The organism is Halomonas sp. E19 (assembly GCF_052439355.1).
In the GTDB taxonomy this organism is placed as follows: domain Bacteria; phylum Pseudomonadota; class Gammaproteobacteria; order Pseudomonadales; family Halomonadaceae; genus Halomonas.
This window is the reverse complement of sequence record NZ_JBNFWU010000001.1, coordinates 1901667-1920289: the sequence shown is the minus strand read 5'-3', so window position 1 is coordinate 1920289 and position 18623 is coordinate 1901667. Positions and strand designations below refer to the sequence as shown.

14 protein-coding genes and 4 pseudogenes are annotated in these 18623 nt (G+C 68.1%); 15 read left to right on the top strand and 3 right to left on the bottom strand.

The genetic code is table 11. The features are described 5' to 3' along the window. Positions 1-59: 59 nt before the first annotated feature. Entirely contained in the window at positions 60-1301 is a 1242-nt protein-coding gene (locus tag ACUDAL_RS10190; protein WP_444678072.1) for a lipoprotein-releasing ABC transporter permease subunit, read from the top strand. Beyond that, positions 1294-2025, top strand: a complete 732-nt coding sequence (locus ACUDAL_RS10185; protein ID WP_444678071.1) for an ABC transporter ATP-binding protein — start codon at positions 1294-1296, stop codon at positions 2023-2025. Before ACUDAL_RS10190 ends, ACUDAL_RS10185 begins: the two co-directional genes overlap by 8 nt. Positions 2026-2120: 95 nt before the next feature. Here the strand turns inward: ACUDAL_RS10185 and ACUDAL_RS10180 are convergent. Further along, a pseudogene (locus ACUDAL_RS10180) lies at positions 2121-2659 on the bottom strand (DUF2062 domain-containing protein). A 126-nt stretch (positions 2660-2785) separates the two neighbouring features. On the opposite strand from ACUDAL_RS10180, the gene ACUDAL_RS10175 reads away from it, so the two are divergent. The 10 genes and pseudogenes from ACUDAL_RS10175 to murB all read left to right on the top strand — a co-directional run bounded on the left by ACUDAL_RS10175 (position 2786) and on the right by murB (position 11510). Then, a complete protein-coding gene (locus ACUDAL_RS10175) occupies positions 2786-3826 on the top strand; it encodes a ComEC/Rec2 family competence protein (protein ID WP_444678070.1) in 1041 nt (346 codons plus the stop codon). Beyond that, positions 3754-5061 carry a ComEC/Rec2 family competence protein gene (locus ACUDAL_RS10170; RefSeq protein ID WP_444678069.1) on the top strand — a complete coding sequence of 436 codons (1308 nt, stop codon included), beginning with the start codon at positions 3754-3756 and terminating at the stop codon, positions 5059-5061. The genes ACUDAL_RS10175 and ACUDAL_RS10170 overlap by 73 nt, the downstream gene beginning before the upstream one ends. A gap of 50 nt (positions 5062-5111) precedes the next feature. Further along, on the top strand, positions 5112-5798 hold the full coding sequence (locus ACUDAL_RS10165) for a MotA/TolQ/ExbB proton channel family protein (protein ID WP_444678068.1): 687 nt from the start codon (positions 5112-5114) through the stop codon (positions 5796-5798). Then, the gene (locus ACUDAL_RS10160; protein ID WP_444678067.1) at positions 5795-6223 is read left to right on the top strand and encodes an ExbD/TolR family protein; all 429 of its coding nucleotides are present in this window, start codon (positions 5795-5797) and stop codon (positions 6221-6223) included. The genes ACUDAL_RS10165 and ACUDAL_RS10160 overlap by 4 nt, the downstream gene beginning before the upstream one ends. Further along, positions 6220-7974 carry a lipid A export permease/ATP-binding protein MsbA gene (msbA, locus tag ACUDAL_RS10155; RefSeq protein ID WP_444678066.1) on the top strand — a complete coding sequence of 585 codons (1755 nt, stop codon included), beginning with the start codon at positions 6220-6222 and terminating at the stop codon, positions 7972-7974. The genes ACUDAL_RS10160 and msbA overlap by 4 nt, the downstream gene beginning before the upstream one ends. After that, positions 7971-9001, top strand: a pseudogene (gene lpxK, locus ACUDAL_RS10150) (tetraacyldisaccharide 4'-kinase). Before msbA ends, lpxK begins: the two are co-directional and overlap by 4 nt. Positions 9002-9031: 30 nt before the next feature. Beyond that, positions 9032-9241, top strand: coding sequence for a Trm112 family protein (locus ACUDAL_RS10145; protein WP_444678065.1), 210 nt, complete (start codon positions 9032-9034; stop codon positions 9239-9241). Next, positions 9241-10014: a 3-deoxy-manno-octulosonate cytidylyltransferase gene (gene kdsB, locus ACUDAL_RS10140; protein ID WP_444678064.1), complete on the top strand. Its 774-nt coding sequence runs from the start codon at positions 9241-9243 to the stop codon at positions 10012-10014. Before ACUDAL_RS10145 ends, kdsB begins: the two co-directional genes overlap by 1 nt. A 12-nt stretch (positions 10015-10026) precedes the next feature. Then, positions 10027-10506, top strand: a complete 480-nt coding sequence (locus ACUDAL_RS10135) for a low molecular weight protein-tyrosine-phosphatase (RefSeq protein ID WP_444678063.1) — start codon at positions 10027-10029, stop codon at positions 10504-10506. An 11-nt stretch (positions 10507-10517) separates the two neighbouring features. Continuing rightward, positions 10518-11510 carry a UDP-N-acetylmuramate dehydrogenase gene (gene murB, locus ACUDAL_RS10130; RefSeq protein ID WP_444678062.1) on the top strand — a complete coding sequence of 331 codons (993 nt, stop codon included), beginning with the start codon at positions 10518-10520 and terminating at the stop codon, positions 11508-11510. An 847-nt stretch (positions 11511-12357) separates the two neighbouring features. On the opposite strand, the pseudogene rne reads toward murB, so the two are convergent. Next, a pseudogene (rne, locus tag ACUDAL_RS10125) lies at positions 12358-14636 on the bottom strand (ribonuclease E); the annotation flags it as partial. A gap of 574 nt (positions 14637-15210) precedes the next feature. On the opposite strand from rne, the pseudogene ACUDAL_RS10120 reads away from it, so the two are divergent. The 3 genes and pseudogenes from ACUDAL_RS10120 (at position 15211) to sppA (ending at position 17931) form a co-directional block, all read left to right on the top strand. Then, positions 15211-16159, top strand: a pseudogene (locus ACUDAL_RS10120) (RluA family pseudouridine synthase). An 18-nt stretch (positions 16160-16177) separates the two neighbouring features. Continuing rightward, on the top strand, positions 16178-16828 hold the full coding sequence (locus ACUDAL_RS10115; RefSeq protein WP_444678061.1) for an HAD family hydrolase: 651 nt from the start codon (positions 16178-16180) through the stop codon (positions 16826-16828). Between the two features lie 23 nt (positions 16829-16851). Then, on the top strand, positions 16852-17931 hold the full coding sequence (gene sppA, locus ACUDAL_RS10110) for a signal peptide peptidase SppA (protein WP_444678060.1): 1080 nt from the start codon (positions 16852-16854) through the stop codon (positions 17929-17931). A gap of 38 nt (positions 17932-17969) precedes the next feature. On the opposite strand, the gene ACUDAL_RS10105 is transcribed toward sppA, so the two are convergent. Beyond that, positions 17970-18566 (bottom strand): Maf family protein, encoded by a 597-nt coding sequence (locus ACUDAL_RS10105; protein WP_444678059.1) that lies wholly within the window; start codon positions 18564-18566, stop codon positions 17970-17972. Positions 18567-18623: the final 57 nt, after the last annotated feature.

The window sequence follows — 18623 nt, the reverse complement described above, 5'->3', positions numbered from 1 at the left end:
CCGATGCAGTCGTCAGTAAAAAACCGTACCATGGGCCCCCTCTGACTAGGAACGCGATGATGCTCGACCGCCTGCCACTGCTGATCGGGTTGCGCTATGTCCGCGCCAAGCGCCGCAACCACTTCATTTCTTTTATCTCACTCACCTCCATGCTAGGCCTGATGCTGGGCGTGGCGGTGCTGATCCTGGTGCTCTCGGTGATGAACGGCTTCGACCACGAGCTGCGCACGCGCATCCTCGGTATGGTGCCGCACACCAAGATCGAGTCGCGCAGCGGCCTGGTCGAGTGGGAGGCCCTGGCCGAGCAGCTGATGCAGCGCGAAAGGGTGATCGGCGCCGCGCCTTACATCCAGCAGCAGGGCATGTTCTCGGTGGCCGGCCGCAACGAGGGCGCCATGGTCAACGGCATCCACCCGGAATGGGAGGATCGCGTCTCGATCATCGGCCGCCACATGCAGCGCGGCAGCCTCGACGACCTGCAGCCGGGCGAGTGGAACATCGTGCTGGGCTCGCTGCTGGCGCGTCACCTGGGGGTGGGCGTGGGCGACCGGGTCACGCTACTGGTGCCGGAAGCTTCGATTACCCCGGCCGGGGTCTTTCCGCGGCTCAAGCGCTTCACCGTGAGCGGCATCTTCAGCGTCGGCGCCGATCTCGATGCCAACCTGGCCTATGCCAACATCGAGGACATGCAGACACTGGCGCGACTGGGCGATGCGGTGGGCGGGCTACGCCTGGAGCTGGACGATCTGTTCGTGGCGGCCAGCGAGACCCGCGCCATCATCAACGAGCTGGGGCCAGGCTATCGCGGCATCGACTGGACCTTCTCCCACGGCAACCTGTTCCAGGCGATCCAGATGGAGAAACGCATGATCGCGCTGCTGCTCACCGTGATCATCGCCGTGGCGGCCTTCAACATTGTTTCCACCCTGGTGATGGTGGTGACCGACAAGCACGCCGATATCGCCATCCTGCGCACCATCGGCGCCACGCCGCGCTCGATCATGGGCATCTTCGTGGTGCAGGGGCTCGCCATCGGGGTGATCGGCATCGCCATCGGCGTGGGGCTCGGCATCCTGCTGGCGCTGACGATCTCCGACCTGATCGGCTGGGTGGAGTCGGTGCTCGGCATCCAGTTCCTCGACGCCGGGGTCTACTTCATCAGCGACCTGCCGTCGCGCCTGCACTGGGACGACGTGCGCGACATCGTTGCCGCGGCCTTCGTCCTGACCTTCCTGTCGACTCTCTACCCGGCCTGGCGCGCGTCGCGGGTCCAGCCGGCGGAGGTCCTGCGCTATGAGTGAGGCGGCCGTGAATAACGAGAATTCCGTGAGCACCCCTGCCAAGGCCCGGGTCATGCTGTCCTGCCGCGACCTGACGCGGGTCTATCGCGAGGGCCCTCAGGACATCACGGTGCTGGACGGCCTGTCGCTGGAGGTACGCGCCGGCGAGCGTGTGGCCATCGTCGGCAGCTCCGGCTCGGGCAAGACCACGCTGCTGAATCTGCTCGGCGGGCTCGATCGTCCCAGCCGCGGCGAGGTGGTGATCGCCGGCGAGTCGTTGCTCGAGCTTGGCGAGGCGGCGTTGGGCAAGTTCCGCAATCGACACATCGGTTTTGTGTACCAGTTCCATCATCTGCTGGCGGAGTTCACCGCGCTGGAGAACGCCGCGCTGCCGCTGATCATTCGCGGTCAGCGCAAGAAGGTCGCCGAGGCGAGGGCACGGCAGCTGCTGGTCAAGGTGGGTATCGAAGCGCGCGCCGACCACAAACCGGGCGAACTCTCGGGCGGCGAGCGCCAGCGCGTGGCCATTGCCCGGGCGCTGGTCACTGACCCTAGCCTGGTGCTGATGGACGAGCCGACCGGCAACCTGGACCAGAGCACTGCGGCGAGCATCCTGGCGCTGATGGACGAGCTGGCCCGAACCACCGAATGCGCTTTCGTGGTCGTCACGCACGATCCCTCGCTGGCCGCGCATCAGGATCGGGTGATGAAGCTCGATGCCGGGCGGCTCGAGGAGCAGCGCTGACCCCGGTGGGGTCGCCACGCCACGTCCTCGCCGGCCGAGTCGTCAAGCTGCGACTCGGCCGGCACTCCTGCCTTGCCTGACCGGGCACCCGCCCGTCAGTCGTCCAATTCCAGCCTCCTGAGGCGGCGACGCATGGCGCGCTGTTTCCAGCTGCGTGAAATGTGCCAGCGCCACACCAGGCGGATGAGGACGTTGCCCACGATGGCCAGCACAATGGCCGAGACCACCGAACCCAGCGCCAGGGCCGGCAGGATGTCGGCCATGCGTTCGGCGATCCAGCGCGTCGAGACGCGGTGTGGGGCCTCCTCACGGGCATATCCATCAGCCAGGCGCCGATGCGGTAGTTGCCGTAGAAGATCAGCGGCATGGTCAGAGGATTGGTGATCCACACCAGCCCCACGGAGAGCGGCAGGTTGCAGCGCAGCACCCAGGCTCCGAACGCGGCTACTACCATCTGGAACGGAATCGGCAGCATGGCGCTGAACAGGCCCACCGAAAAGGCGTTGGCCACGCTGCGACGCGACAGAACCCACAGACCGGGGTCGCCGATGAGATGGCTCATGAAGCGCAGCGAGCGCTGGCGCCTGAGCGTATCGGGATTGGGCATGTAGCGCTGCAGGAATCGGCGCGGCATGTCGTATGGCTCGCTGCTTCGGGACCCGGGTATTATCCATGGATGCCACCTGCCTCGCCATGCCGCATGGGGAAAAGCGCTGGTTGGGGTGGCGTCGGGGGCTGGCCGTGGGGGCCAGGGAGGGGGATGAGAATCGGGTGGGCGATGGGACTGGCCGCGTCGACGCTGGCCGGCGTCGTGCTGGGCGCGTGGGTGCCCGCGGGGCTACTGGAAGGGTTGGCCATCGGCCTGCTGCTGCTGTTCGGCTGGGGCAGTCGGCTCGGCGTGATGCTGTGGCTGGTGATGGCCGCAACGGCGGGGCAAGTGCTGCTGGCGCAAGGGGCCGATCTGCCGGAGGGGCTGCTGCGCGCCGACCTGCGGCTGGAGGGACGGTTGGAAAGCGTCGATCAGGACGGCCAACTCACCCGGCTGCGCGTGCGCGTCGACGCCTGCCGGCCGCTCGACCCCGCACGGTTGCCGTGCGACCGCCTGCGCCGCGTTCGCGTCACGGCCTTCGAGGCGCCTCCCATGAGCGAGGGCGAGCGCTGGGCGCTGACGGTGCGCTTGCGGCCACCGAGCGGTTCCGCCAACCCGGGCGGCTTCGACTACCGTGCCTGGCTGTGGCGGGAAGGCATCCAGGCCACCGGCAGCATGCGCAATGAGCCGCCGCCCGAGCGGTTGAGCGAGGCGGGCGCCAGCCTGCGCCGCCTGGCACTGGCTCACCTCGACCGTCAGTCGCTCTCGCCGGAGGCGTCACGCTGGCTGGCGGCGCTGACTCTCGGTGCCGGCGAGCGGCTCGAGCGTGACGACTGGCAGCTGCTCAACGCCAGCGGCACCACGCACCTGGTGGTGATCTCGGGCCTGCACGTGGGACTGGTGGCAAGCTTCGTGCTGCTGCTTGCCCGCGTGGCGGCGCGCCTGCTGACCCCGCGTAGCTGGCGGCTGGCGACCTGGCCCTGGTGGCTGGCCGGGATCGCCGCCGTCGCCTATGCCGTGCTGGCGGGGCTGCAGCCGCCGGCCATGCGCGCCATGATCATGACGCTGGTCGGCCTGTGGGTGGCGAGCGGGCGCCATGCCCCGGGCCGTGGCAGGCGTGGTGGCTGGCTCTCGGCCTGGTGGTGGGGATCGACCCGCTCTCGGCGTGGCGCCCCGGGCTGTGGCTGTCGTTTCTGGCCGTCGCCTTGCTGATCCTGATCTGGCAGGGGCGAGAGCGGCCGCGCGGGCTGCGCGGCTGGGGCTGGGCGCTGCTTCGCACGCAGCTGCTGCTGGCGCCGCTGATGGCCGCCGCCGTGCTGCTGGCCTTCGCCCGGCTGGCACCGGCTGCACCTTTGGTCAATCTTCTGGCGGTGCCGCTGGTCAGTACGGCGCTGGTGCCGCTCGGCCTGCTCGGCTGGCTGACGCTGCCGCTCGCACCCGTGAACGCGGCGTGCTGGTGGCTATTCGAGCAGCTAGCCACCGGGCTCATGCACCTGCTTGCCTTTGCCGTGGAGCGGCTGCCGCCCTGGACCCCGCCCGTCGAGCTCGTGGTGCCGCTGGCCGCCATGCTGGGCCTCATGTCGCTGCTTTGGGCGCTGCCCGGCCTGGCGGCTCGGCTGCGAGTCGGCGCTACGCTGCTGCTGGTGCCGGCCATGCTGGGGCTGCGCGAGCCCGCCGTGGCGCCGGGCCTGCTCCAGGTACGCATCTTCGACGTGGGCCAGGGTCAGCTGGTGGAGCTGCGCAGCGCCAATTATCGCCTGCTCTACGATACCGGCCCGCGCTTTGCCTCCGGCTTCGCGCCGCTGGCCACGCTGTGGCCAGAGGGCCAGCGCTTCGACGAGGTGATGGTCAGCCACGGCGACCTCGACCATGCCGGGGGCGTGGCCGCACTGACCCGGCTCCATTCGGTGGGGCGCTTCCTGGCGCCGCTCGGCGAGTCGCTCGACGCGCCCTTCGAGTTCTGCCTTCGCGGTCAGGCCTGGCAGCGCGACGGCGTCGCCTACCGCGTGCTGTGGCCGCCCGACGAGTCGGCGGGGCTCTCCAGCAACGATCGTTCCTGCGTGTTGGAGGTCACGGCGGGCCGACACCGCCTGCTGATCACCGGCGATGTCGGGCGAGAGATCGAACGCCGCTTCCTGCTCGACGTCGAGGGGCCCGTCACACTGCTGGTGGCCGGCCATCACGGCAGCCGCACCAGCTCCGGCCCGCAGCTGGTGCAGAGGCTCGCGCCTGGACACGTCATCTACAGCGCCGGTCGCTACAGTGGCTTCGGCCATCCGCATGGCGAGGTGGTGAGGCGCTTTCGTCGTGCCGGCAGCTGCCAGTGGAGCACTGCGCTGGAGGGTGCCGTGACGTTCTGGCTAGGCGGCGAGGAAACCTTGGCGTATCAGGCGTCTCGCCCCATTCCCTGGCGCCGCGGCGGTGTCGAAGGGGGTGCCATGGGGTAGAATCGCCGCATTGATCGCGCCGCTTGCCATGCGCGAGGAGGGAAGACGGGATGGACATGATCGATGCGCTCATCGCCGGTGGCTGGCTGATGATCCCGCTGCTGGGCTGCTCGCTGCTGGCCACGGTGATCATCATCGAGCGCCTGTGGACCCTTCGCGCTCGGCGCATCGCGCCCTATGGGCTGGGCCAGGAGGTGTGCTCACCGGTGGCGCGCGGGCAGGTCAACCTCTTCTGGCTGGAAAGCCACTCGCCCCTGGGCGGGGTGCTAGCGGCCGGGCTGCGCAATGCGCGGCTGGGCCACGAGCAGGTGCGAGCGCGGCTGCAGGAGGCGGCCACGGCGGTAATCCATGACATGGAGCGCTTCCTCAGCCCGCTGGGCACCATCGCCGCCATCACCCCGCTGATCGGACTGCTGGGAACCGTGGTCGGCATGATCGAGGTGTTTGCGGTGATCGTCTCGGCGGACGGCGTGGGCCGCACCGCCGAGCTGGCCGGCGGCATCTCCCGCGCGCTGGTCACCACTGCGGCGGGGCTCACCGTGGCGATCCCGGCGCTGATGTTCCATCGCTACTTCGTGCGTCGGGTTGAAGAGATCACCGTGCGCATGGAGGAGCAGGCCGGCCAGGTGGTCGAGTTCCTGGCCCACTATCCGGGCGAGCTCGTTTTTCAGGAAGGAGCGGCAGGGCGCACTCCCCGCGAGGCGGGCGCCGGCCTGGCGGAGGCTCGCAGGCCGTGAGATTTGCCCGCCGTCGCCGTGAGCCGGTGGAGGTCAACCTGACGCCGCTGATCGACGTGGTGTTTCTGCTGTTGATCTTCTTCATGGTTTCGACCACCTTCGAGACCCGTCAGGCCCTGGAGCTGGAACTGCCGGAGAGCAGCGCCGGCGTTGACCTGGAGCGTACCCCCGTCGTGCTGGTCGTGACCGAGCAGGGCGACTACCGTTTGGGCGAACGCCGGCTGCCGGCGGATAGCCTCGCCAGCGCCATGGCCGGCGACGCCGAGCAGGCGCGCCAGCAGGGCCTCATCGTCGAAGCCGACGCCCGCGCCAGGCACGCCGATGTGGTGCGTGCGCTCGACGCCGCCGGCTCGCTCGGCATCCGTCAGGTCCGCATCGCCACGCGGGCGGCCCCGGCGACACCCACGCAAGCGGAGACACCGTGATACAAGACCACAGCGAAGCGACGGGCTGGGCCCTTTACAAGCGCCTGCTCGCCTACGTGAAGCCCCACTGGGTTTCCTTCCTGCTGGCCATTGTCGGCTACGCCCTCTACGCCGCCTCGAGCACCGCGCTGGCCGAAATGATGAAGCGCCTCATCGACGGCATCCAGAACCCGGATGCCGCCTTCCGCCTGCTGCTACCGCTGTTCGTGGTGGGCATGTTTGCCGCCCGAGGGGTGGGGACGTTCCTCGGCACCTACTTCATGAGCAACGTGGCACGCAACGTGGTCCATGCGCTGCGCTGCAACGTCTTCAACCACATGCTGCACCTGCCCAGCCGATTCTTCGACGCCCACTCCAGCGGCCACCTGATTTCGCGGGTGACCTATCACGTCGAGCAGGTCACCGGGGCGGCCACCAACGCTATTACTATCTTGTTGCGCGAAGGGCTGTTCGTCATCGGCCTGCTCGGCTACCTGTTCTGGACCAACTGGATGCTGACCCTGCTGTTCCTGGCAGTAACCCCGCTGATCGCCGGCGTGGTCAGCTATGCCAGCAAGCGCTTCCGGCGTATTTCGCAGCGCATCCAGAACTCCATGGGCGATGTCACCCACGTGGCCTCCGAGGCGCTCTCGGGCTACCGCGTGGTGCGTACTCACGGGGCCGAGGAGTACGAAAAGGCGCGCTTCGCCGGGGCCAGTGACTACAACCGCCAGCAGAAGATGAAGGAGGCGCTGACCAAGGCGATCAGCACGCCGGTGATTCAGCTTCTGGTGGCCCTGTCGCTGGCCTTGCTGGTATGGCTGGCGATGTCGCCGGCGCTGCTGGACAACATGACCCCAGGCGAGTTCGTCGCCTTCATTACCGCCGCTTCGCTGATGGCCAAGCCGGTGCGCCAGCTCACCGAGATCAACAGCGAGGTCCAGAAGGGCATCGCCGCCGCGGGCGAGCTGTTCAGCCTGCTTGAGGTGCCGACCGAGCAGGATGAAGGCACCCTGGCGCCGGCGCGGCTCGAGGGGCGGGTCGAGCTCAAGAACGTGCGCTTCCGCTACGATGATGACCAGCCCGAGGTACTCAAGGGCATCAACTTGGCTATCGAGCCGGGTGAGATGGTGGCGATCGTCGGCCGTTCCGGCAGCGGCAAGACGACTCTCGCGGGTCTTTTGCCGCGCTTCTACCGGGCCAGCGCCGGGCAGGTGCTGATCGACGGAGTGCCGATCGACGATTATCGCCTGGCCCCGCTGCGCCGCCAGATCGCCCTGGTCTCGCAGCAGGTGACCCTGTTCAATGCCAGCATCGCCGAGAATATCGCCTACGGCATGCCCGGCGCCGACCCCGCGGCCATCGAGGCCGCCGCGCGCGCAGCCTATGCCCATGAGTTCATCGCGCCGCTGGCCCAAGGCTACGCCACCGTGGTCGGCGACAACGGGGTGATGCTCTCCGGCGGCCAGCGCCAGCGCCTGGCCATCGCCCGTGCCATCTACAAGGATGCGCCGCTGCTGATCCTCGACGAGGCGACCTCGGCGCTGGACAGCGAGTCGGAGCGCTATATCCAGCAGGCGCTGGAGGAGGTCTGCCGGGGGCGCACCACCCTGGTCATCGCCCACCGGCTCTCCACGATCGAGCGGGCCGACCGCATCGTGGTGATGGAACAGGGGTGCATCGTGGAGCAGGGCTCCCATGCCGACCTGCTGGCCCGTGACGGCGCCTATGCCGCCCTGCATCGGTTGCAGTTTCAGGAGAGCCCGGCATGAAGGAGGCGCTGGCCAGGCAGTGGCTGAAGGCCGCCTACGAGGACGGCGCCTGGCTGCGGGCGCTGCGTCCGCTGGAAGCGATTTACCGCTGTGGGGTGCAGCGCCGAGCCGAGGCCTACCGGGCCGGGCGCCGCCCGACATGGCGGGCCGAGGTGCCGGTGATCGTGGTCGGCAACGTCACTTTGGGCGGCACCGGTAAGTCGCCGCTGGTGGCCTGGCTGGCGCGGCACCTGGCGGCACGTGGCTGGCGGCCGGGCATCGTGTCGCGGGGCTACGGCGGCAAGGCGGCCCAGGGCGCCGGCTACCCTCTGCGAGTGACGCCACAGACCCCGTTGGCCCACAGCGGCGACGAGCCGCGCATGCTGGCACGCCAGACCGGCCTACCCGTGATGGTCGACCCCGATCGCCCGCGTGGCGCCAGGGCGCTGCTCGCCGAGGGGTGCGATATCCTGATCAGCGACGATGGCCTTCAGCACCTGGCGCTGGGGCGCGACCTCGAGCTGGTGGTGGTCGACGGCCGGCGAGGCTTCGGCAATGCCCGCTGCCTGCCGGCGGGGCCGCTGCGAGAGCCCTCTCTCGCCTGGACGGCGTGGATGCGCTGCTGATCAATGGCGAGCCCGCCTTCACGCCACCCGACCGGGCCTGGGGCTTTCGCCTCGCGCCGGTGCGCTGGCGTGAGCTGCGTTCGGGCACGGCCCAGGCGCTCGTGCCGCTGCCGTTTGACGGCCCGGTGCATGCGGTGGCAGGCATAGGCAATCCGGTACGCTTCTTCGCCACGCTGGCCGAGCTTGGGGTTGAGGCGGTGCCGCATGCCTTTGCCGATCACCACCCTTTCACGCCCGGCGACCTGGCCTTTTCCGACGCACGTCCGCTGGTGATGACCGCCAAGGACGCCGAGAAGTGCCAGGCGATCGCGCCAGAAAACAGCTGGGTACTGGAAGTGGAGGCCGTGCCGGAGCCAGGCTTCATCGATTGGCTGGAGGCTCGGCTGGTCGCGCTGAACGACTCATTTCACCGTGGCCGATAAGCGGCGGCGGATATCTTGCGGAGGTGAACGATGGACAAGGAGCTGTTGGCCATGCTGGTCTGCCCGCTGTGCAAGGGCAAGCTCAAGTACGACCGCGAAGCCGGAGAGCTGCTGTGCCACTATGACGGCCTGGCGTACCCGATCCGTGACGGCATCCCGGTCATGCTGCCGGAAGAGGCGCGCCAGATGACGGTCGATGAGAAGCTGCCGGCTTCGCCCGGACGTACCGGGGAGGCGTGATGGCCGAGCGGAACGCGTACATCGCGGTAGTGCCGGCGCGCTTCGGCTCGTCGCGTCTGCCCGGCAAGCCGCTGCTCGATATCGCCGGCGAGCCGATGGTGGCGCATGTCTGGCGGCGTGCCGGGGAAAGCGCGGCCGAGCGCGTGGTCGTGGCCACCGACGATGAGCGGATACGCGAGGCGCTGAAGCCCTATGGCGCCGAAGTGATCCTGACGCGCAGCGACCACCCCTCCGGCACCGACCGGTTGGCCGAGGTGGCCGAGCGCCTCGGGCTCGCCGACGACGCCGTGCTGGTCAACGTGCAGGGCGACGAGCCGCTGATCCCGCCGCGCCTGATCGACCAGGTCGCCCAGCGGCTGCACGACGACCCCGGAGCCTCCATCGCCACCCTGGCTGAGCCGATTGGCGACGTCGAGACCCTGTTCAATCCCAATGTGGTCAAGGTGGTGCGCTCGCTGGCGGGGCGTGCGCTCTATTTTTCCCGTGCCCCCATTCCCTGGGACCGCGAGGCCTTTGCCGCACGCCCCGAGTGGCTACAAACCGATGCCTGGCTGCGCCATATCGGCTTGTACGCCTATCGCGCCGCCTTTCTCGATGAATATCGGCACTGGGCGCCCTCGGCGCTCGAGCAGCTCGAGCAGCTTGAGCAGCTCCGGGCGCTGCAGCACGGCCACGCCATTCAGGTGGCGCTGGCCGCCGAGCCCAACCCGGCGGGCGTCGATACCCCGGAAGACCTGGCACGGGTACGGGCGCTGTTGGCTGGGCAACCGTGACAAGGAGGAAGCATGCGCGTTCTGTTCGTCTGCCTGGGTAACATTTGCCGCTCGCCGACCGCCGAGGGCGTGTTCCGGCGCGAGCTGGAGAAGGCGGGGTTGGCCCACCGGGTGGAAGTCGACTCCTGCGGCATCGCCGGCTGGCACGTGGGCAAGGGGCCCGACCCGCGCACAACGGCGGCCGCGCGTCAGCGTGGTATCAACCTGAGCGAGCTGCGGGCGCGCCAGCTGGTGGCCGAGGACTTCTCGCGCTTTGATTATCTGCTGGCGATGGACCACGACAACCTGGCGGCCATCCGGGAGCAGTGTCCCAAGGGCTGTGTCGCCCATATCGGTCTGTTTCTCGACTTCGCCGGTCACGTCGACCGCGCGGTGCCTGACCCTTACTACGGCAGCGAGCAGGGCTTCGAGGAAGTGCTGGACCTGGTCGAGGCGGCTTCGCGGGGGCTGCTCCAACAGATCGCCCAGCGCCTCGAAGGGCGGCGGCATTGAACGAGGCGCTGTTGAGCGACTACGACCTCACCGCGGCCAACACCTTGGGACTGCCGTGCCGCGCCGAGCGCTTCGCCGCGCCGACCGGCGTCGAGGCGCTGCGTCGGCTATTGCGCCTTGCGAGCGAGCAGGGCTGGCCGCTGACGGTACTCGGTGGGGGCAGCAACCTGATCCTGCCGGAGCGCCTGCCGGGACTGGTGCTGTATCCGGCGCTGGATAACTGGTGGCTCGAGCGACAGGGGAGGCATGTACTGGCCCATGTCGGAGCGGGGGTCGAATGGCATCCGCTGGTCATGGCCCTGGCCCGCCGCGGGCTGTGGGGTACGGAGAATCTGGCCTTGATTCCGGGACGCTGCGGTGCGGCGCCGATCCAGAACATTGGCGCCTACGGCGTCGAGCTCTGTGACGTGGTCGAGGCGGTGCAAGTACTGTTCATCGAAGAGGGGCGCCGCGAAGTGCTGAGCGCCGAGGCGTGCGCCTTCGGCTATCGCGACAGTATCTTCAAGCGCGAGCTGGAGGGCAGGGTGGTCATTACCGGCCTGACCCTGCGGCTTCAAGATAGTGCCGCGCCACGCCTGGATTATGGCGACCTGGCGCAGCGGGTAGGGGCGAACCCCGGCCCGCTGGAGGTGGCCCAAGCGGTGTGTGCCATTCGCCGCGAAAAGCTGCCGGACCCGGCAGAGCTTGGCAATGCCGGCAGCTTCTTCAAGAATCCTGTTGTGACCGGCGAACAGGCCGAGGTGCTGCTGGCTCAGTGGCCCGACATGCCGCACTTCAGGCTGGGGGATGGAGGTGTCAAGCTGGCGGCCGGCTGGCTAATTGACCGCTGCGGACTGAAGGGCTGGCGGGAGGGCCATTTCGGCGTACATGATCGCCAGGCGCTGGTGCTGGTGCACTTCGGTGGTGGCAACGCCAGCGAGCTGCTGACATTCGCCCGTCGCGTCAGCGAACGGGTCGTCGCCCGGTTTGGCGTGCAGTTGGAGCGTGAACCCCGGCTGGCTTGAGGCGCTGGCACTGGTCGGTGCGGTTGTCTGCGTCAACGAAAATGGCCCGCGCTATGCGCGGGCCATTTCGTATCGACAAGCGGGGCCGTCAGCCCTGATTGCCCTTCTGCGCTTCCTGCTCGCGACGGCGAATCTCACGCGGGTCATTGTGCGCGCGGCGCCGCCGGCGAGGTGAAGCCTCTTCCTCGGCCTCTGGCTCCGCGTTGGCCGTCTCCGGCGCCTCGGGCTTGGGCGCGGCTGTTGGCTCGTCGGCTTTCGCTGGCGCTTCAGCTTTTACCGCAGCGTCCGGCTTCTCTTCCGACTTGGGCGCTTCGGCTCCGGCCTTCACCGCAGCGTCCGGCTGTGCTGCTGCCTTGGACGCTTCGGCCTTGGCTTGCTCGGGCTTGGGCGCCTCGGGCTTGGGCGCCTCGGTCTTCACCGCAGCGGCCGGCTGCTCTGCCGCCTTGGGCGCTTCGGCCTTGGCTTGCTCGGGCAGCTTCGACTCGGGCTTCGCCTGCTCGGGCTTAAACGCCTCGGTCTTCACCGCAGCGTCCGGCTGCTCTGCCGACTTGGGCGCTTCGGCCTTGGCTTGCTCGGGCAGCTTCGACTCGGGCTTCGCCTGCTCGGGCTTGAGCGCCTCGGTCTTCACCGCAGCGTCCGGCTGCTCTGCCGCCTTGGGCGATTTGGCCTTGGCTTGTTCGGATGTGAGCGGCTCGGACTTCGCCTGCTCGGGCTTGGGCGCCTCGGTCTTCACCGCAGCGGCCGGTTGCTCTGCCTTGGCAGTGTGTGTGTCCGCTGTGTCAGTGCTGGGCGGGGCGGTCGGCTTGCTTGGCTCGCCGGCCTGTAGCTGGGCGACTGGGCCGTTGGCGGCATCCTCCGCTACGCTCTCCTGTAGGCGTTGCTGTTCGGCTTCCGCCGCCGGATTGATGGCGTGCTGGCGCGAGCGGCTGCGCGGGTTGTTGCGGGTGCGCTTGGGCTTGCCGTCTTCTACCTTGTCCGCTTTGTCTGCCTTGGCCGGCTCGGCCTGCTTCTCGGCGGGCTTGTCCTGGCTTTCGGGTCTCTGGCGGCGCGGCTGGTCATCACGGCTGCGCGGCTGTTCGTCACGGCTGCGCTGCGCCGGCTTGCTCTGGCGGCCTTCTTCCTGCTGGGGCTTGTCTGCGCGGGCGTTGCGGCCGCCGCGGCCATTGCGCCCTTCACCGCGTCCGCCGCTGCTTTCCTGGCGAGCTTCGCCACGCGCATTGTCTTGCGGCTGCCGGGAAGCAGTGCGCTGGGGGCGGTTGTCGTCCTGCGAGGTTTCGCTGCGGCTGCGACGCCGCTGGCGGCCGTTGCGATCGCTGCGTTCTTCGCCGTCAGCGGTCCGCTCCATCTGGGTGCCGGCAGCTTTGGTGGGCTCCGGCTTGGCGGGCGCGGCGCCTTCATCGCTGCCGAGCCAGCGAGCCACGCCTTTGACCAGGCGGGACAGTACGCCTGCAGCCGGGGCCACCGGTGCTGTCGACGGTACCGGCTGGCTTGCCGGCTCCTGCTGCAGCGAGACGGGGGCCGGCTCGTTGTGGATGACCGTCTTTACCGCCGCTTCGGTGCGTACCACCGGCCTGGCAATGCTGGTGTCAGGCTCCTTGCCGATATCGGTCTCGATGGAGAGTTCGAAGCTGGATTTCTCCTGCTCGCCTTCCTCTTCGATATGGTCGTCGCGCAGGCGCTGCACATCGTAGTGGGGCGTGGACATGTCCGGATTGGGCAGCACCAGTACCTTCACGCCTTGGCGCTTCTCGATATCGGCCAGCACCGCCCGCTTCTCGTTGAGCAGGTAGGTGGCCACCGGCACCGGCAGGATGGCGCGAATCTGAGCGCTGCGCTCCTTCATGGCTTCTTCCTCGATCAGGCGCATGATCGAGAGCGACAGCGAGCGCACGTCGCGAATGGTGCCCTGGCCGTTGCAGCGCGGGCAGACCACGCCGCTGGTCTCGCCCAACGAGGGCCGCAGGCGCTGGCGCGACATCTCCATCAGGCCGAAGCGCGAGATGCGGCCGATCTGCACGCGGGCGCGATCGAGCTTGAGTGCGTCGCGCATGCGGTTCTCGACCTCGCGCTGGTTGCGCGCCGGGCTCATGTCGATGAAGTCGATCACCACGAGGCCGCCGATGTCGCGCAGGCGCAGCTGGCGGGCGATCTCGTCGGCCGCTTCCAGGTTGGTCTGCAGCGCGGTTTCCTCGATATCGCTGCCGCGGGTGGCGCGCGCCGAGTTGATGTCGATAGAGACCAGCGCCTCGGTGTGGTCGATCACGATGGAACCGCCGGAAGGCAGCTTCACTTCGCGCTCGTAGGCGGTCTCGATCTGCGACTCGATCTGGAAGCGCGAGAACAGCGGCACTTCGTCGGCGTAGAGCTTGATCTTCTGCTGGTAGGAGGGCATCACCTGACGGATGAAGGTCAGGGCTTCCTGGTGCACCTCGGGGCTGTCGATCAGCACCTCGCCGATGTCCTGGCGCAGGTAGTCGCGCATGGCGCGAATGATGACGTTGGATTCACGGTAGATCAGGAAGGGGGCCGGGCGTTTGCCCGCTTCTTCGGTGATGGACTCCCACACCTGGACCAGGTAGTCGAGGTCCCACTGCAGCTCTTCGGCACTGCGGCCGATGCCGGCGGTGCGCACGATGACGCCCATCTTGTCCGGCACGGTGAGCAGGCCCATGGCTTCCTTGAGCTGAGTGCGCTCCTCGCCTTCGATGCGGCGCGAGATGCCGCCCGCGCGCGGGTTGTTGGGCATCAGCACGAGGAAGCGGCCGGCCAGGCTGATGAAGGTGGTCAGCGCCGCACCCTTGTTGCCGCGCTCCTCCTTGTCGACCTGAACGATGACTTCCTGGCCTTCCTTAAGAACTTCCTTGATGCTGGGGCGGCCCGAACTCTCCTTCAGGAAGTACTCGCGAGAGATCTCCTTGAGGGGAGGAAGCCGTGGCGATCGGCGCCAAAGTCGACGAAAGCGGCTTCAAGGGAGGGTTCGACGCGGGTGATTTTGCCGCGGTAGATATTGGCTTTCTTTTGCTCCCTGGCACCGGATTCGATGTCCAGGTCATAGAGGCGTTGTCCATCGACCAGCGCGACGCGCAGCTCTTCCGGCTGGGTCGCATTGATGAGCATCCGTTTCATGTTGTCTCGCAATCTGGACGCGCCGGGGGCATCGAAGAAGGCGAACCTCTGGGTGCTGCGTGCTTGTGCTCAGCGCATGTCGCGGATGCACAGTGGCGCCCGATCGTACCGGTACCCGAAAGGGCCCAGCACGACATGATCATGTTGAGTACGCGGCGGAGGCAGGACATGTCTCGGTGGGGCTTCTCCCATCCGGCCCTGCGGTCACCGCCAGACACCTGGCATTCATCGATTCGCCAACGCCGGCCACCGGCACGATGTGGAACGATTCCCGTGGCCACCGCCTGCCATCTCACTAGGCAAGCCGGGATCCGGGCGTGGCGTCACTGCTTGTCTTTAACTTCGTGTTTGTCGCTGGTTCGTCACTCGACGGCGGCGGAACCGCTCGTGCGGGTCGGCGCGCCTGATTTCGTCGCTCCGGCCTGCGTGTCTGTCGGGCAGGCGCCATGGGACCGAAGGGATCCATCCGAGCGAGCTGGCAATATAGCAGCAATGCAACTGGGCAGCAATTGGCGCAGCCCGCTCCAGAGTGCGTTAGAATGCTGGCTCACAACGAATTTTCAGCAGGAGAGTCATGGCCGACGGTCGCGACGTACAGTGGGTGGAAGTGGGCGAGGGGCAGTCCGGCCAGCGGGTCGACAACTTCCTCATGGCGCGCCTCAAGGGGTTCCGCGGGCGCTGGTCTATCGCATCGTGCGCAAGGGCGAGGTGAGGGTCAACAAGAAGCGGGTCAAGGTCGACCATCGTCTGGCGGCGGGTGACCTGGTGCGGATTCCGCCCTTGCGCGTGGCGCCTCGAGAGGCGGTCAAGGAGGTCAGCGAGGGGCTGCGCAACCTGCTGGCCGGCAGCGTGCTGGTGGAGGAGCCCGACTGGCTGGTGATCAACAAGCCGGCCGGCCTCGCCGTGCACGGTGGCAGCGGGGTCAAGATCGGCCTGATCGAGGCACTGCGCCAGGTGCGTGAGGATCTCGACTTCCTCGAGCTCGTGCATCGCCTCGACCGCGACACCTCGGGCTGCCTGCTGCTGGCCAAGTCGCGCCCGGCGCTGCTGGCGCTCAACGACTCTTTGAAGAAGCACCAGATGGACAAGCAGTACCTGGCCCTGGTGGGCGGGCGCTGGCCTGCCCGGCGCGACTTCGTCAGCGCTCGCCTGGAACGCTATGAGCTGGCCAACGGCGAGCGGCGCGTGCGCGTGGATCCGCCGGCAAGGTGGCGCGTACGCGCTTCGCCGTGCGCGAAGCCTTCGCCGGGGTCACCCTGGTCGAAGCCGAGCCGATCACCGGGCGCACCCACCAGATTCGCGTGCATGCCGCCCACGCGGGGCATCCTCTACTTGGCGACGACAAGTACGGTACCCGCGAGGGTGAGACCCAGGCACGCAGGCTGGGACTGTCGCGCCTGTTCCTGCACGCGGCGTCGCTGACCTTTCCGGAGCCCAGCAGCGGGCGGCCGGTGCAGATCCGGGCACCGCTTCCGGAAGAGCTGGAAGCCGCGCTGGTGCGAGCGCGGGCGGCCCTGGCCTGAATCGACCATGGAGTTTGCATGCGCTATCGGCTGGTGATCTTCGACTGGGACGGCACTCTGATGGACTCCGTCGCCCGCATCGTCTCCTGCATGCAGGCGGCGTCGGTGGATGCGGGTTGGGGCCGTCTGGAGGAGGCTGCGGTGCGCGACATCATCGGGCTGGGGCTTCCGGAAGCCATCGACCGGCTCTGTCCCGGTATCGACGCCGAACGCTTCGAGCGGCTGCGCAGTCGATACGCCTACCACTTCGTCGAGGGCAGCCGCACACCGATGCCGTTCTTTCCTGGCATCGAGGCGGGGATTGCGGCGCTGCGTGAGCGCCCGACCCGACGCCTGGCGGTGGCGACCGGCAAGAGTCGCCGCGGGCTCGACCGGGTGTTCCGCGAAAGCCGCAGCGGAGAATGGTTCCATGCCAGTCGCACGGCGGATGAAACGCGATCCAAGCCGCATCCGCAGATGCTCGAGGAGCTGCTGATCGAACTGGACATGCCCGTCGAGGACGCGGTCATGGTGGGTGACACCGAGTACGACCTGGCGATGGCCCAGGCGCTGGGCATGGACCGGGTGGGCGTGACCTGGGGCGTGCATGCCCCGGAAAGGCTGGCGGCATGCCGTCCCGTTTATACGGCCGGAACGGTAGGTGAACTGTTCGACTGGCTGACCCAATAGCAGGCGTAAAGGAAAGCGTGCCCATGAGTGACGACAAGCGTGAAGACCGCTGGACCGAGGGGCCGGAGCTGACGCCCGAGCAGGCGCGTGAAGCGCGCCGGGAGGCGTCGGTCGCGGCGGTGGCCCCGAGGGGCGAGAGCGCCGAGGCGCTGCGCGAGCGCCAGCGGCTGGCCCAGCAGGAGATGCTGGATCGCTGGATCGGCGGCGTGCTGACCGAACAGCGTCGCACGCGACGCTGGAAGCTCTTCTTCCGCTTCTTCTTTGCGCTGCTGATCCTGGCGTCGCTGGCCACCTCCTTCTATAGCCTCTTCGGTACGCCCGACCGGGAGCCCGAACGACGTCACATCGGCGTGGTGACCGTGCGGGGCGTGATCGACAGCGAATCGCCGGCCAGCGCCGAGCGCATCATCACCGGGCTCAACCGCGCCTGGGAGGCGCGCAATGCCGCGGCGGTAGTGGTGCATATCGACAGCCCCGGCGGCAGTCCGGTGCAGTCCCAGCGGGTGTACCACGAGATCATGCGGCTGCGTGAGCTGGGCGACAAACCGATCATCGCGGTAATCGAGGACGTGGGGGCCAGTGGCGCCTACTACATTGCCTCGGCGGCCGACGAGATCGTGGCGGCGCCCTCCAGTCTGGTCGGTTCCATCGGCGTCATCTTCGCCAGCTTCGGTTTCGAGGAGGCTATCGATCGCCTGGGAATCGAGCGGCGTATCTTCACCAGCGGCGAGAACAAGGGCTTCTTGGACCCCTTCACACCGCTGTCGAACGACGAGCGCGAATTCTGGCAGACGGTGATGGACACGACGCACCGGCAGTTCATCCACGATGTGCAGGCGGGGCGCGGCGAGCGGCTGGCCGAAGATGCGCGGCTTTTCACCGGTTTGGTGTGGAGCGGTGAGCAGGCGCTGGGGCTAGGGCTGGTCGACGTCATCGGCAGCCTCGACGCGGTATCGCGTGAGCTGCTTGGCGACGTCAGGCTGCACGACTATACCCCGCGCCTCGATCCGTTCGAGCGGCTCTCCCGCCAGTTCGGCCGGGTGGCGGCGGAGTGGGTGGGCATCCCCTCCAGCCAGTCGCCGGTGCGCTACCAGCTTCCCTGACGCGGGCGCATGCCGGCCCTGGCCGCCGGTACGCTTGCTCAGGCCTCGGCCGGCGTGCCCAGTGGGTCGAGGCCGGCCTCGCGCAGCAGGGCGCACAGGCGAATCAGCGGCAGGCCAACCAAGGTGTTGGGGTCGTCGCCTTCGAGCCTATCGAACAGCGTGATGCCCAGCCCCTCCATGCGAAAGCTGCCGGCGCAGTCAAGCGGCTGCTCCCGGGCGACGTAGCGCGCAATCTCCTCGCTCCCCAGCGAACGGAACACCACGTCGTAGTGCTCGTGGCAAACCTGATGTCGGGCCCTGGCGGTGTCGACCAGGGCCAGGCCCGTCAGGAAGCGCACCCGCTGGCCCGAAAAGCGCTCGAGCTGAGCGCAAGCGGCGGCTTCGCTGCCCGGTTTACCGAGTATTTCGTCGTTGAACAGCGCCACCTGGTCGGAGCCGATGATGATGTGGCGTGGGTACTGTTTGGCCACGGCGGTTGCCTTGGCCAGGGCGAGGCGGTGCACCAGCACCTCGGGAGGCTCGTCGGGTCGACGGCTCTCGTCGATATCGGGGCTCGCACAGAGGTAGGGCAGTCCGAGGCGATCAAGCAGCTGACGGCGCCATGGGGAGCTGGAGGCGAGGACGAGTTGAAGCATGGCAGGTGACTCCTGTTGAAGCAGAGGAAGAAGGCGCAGGCGCGCTGCCTGCCGACG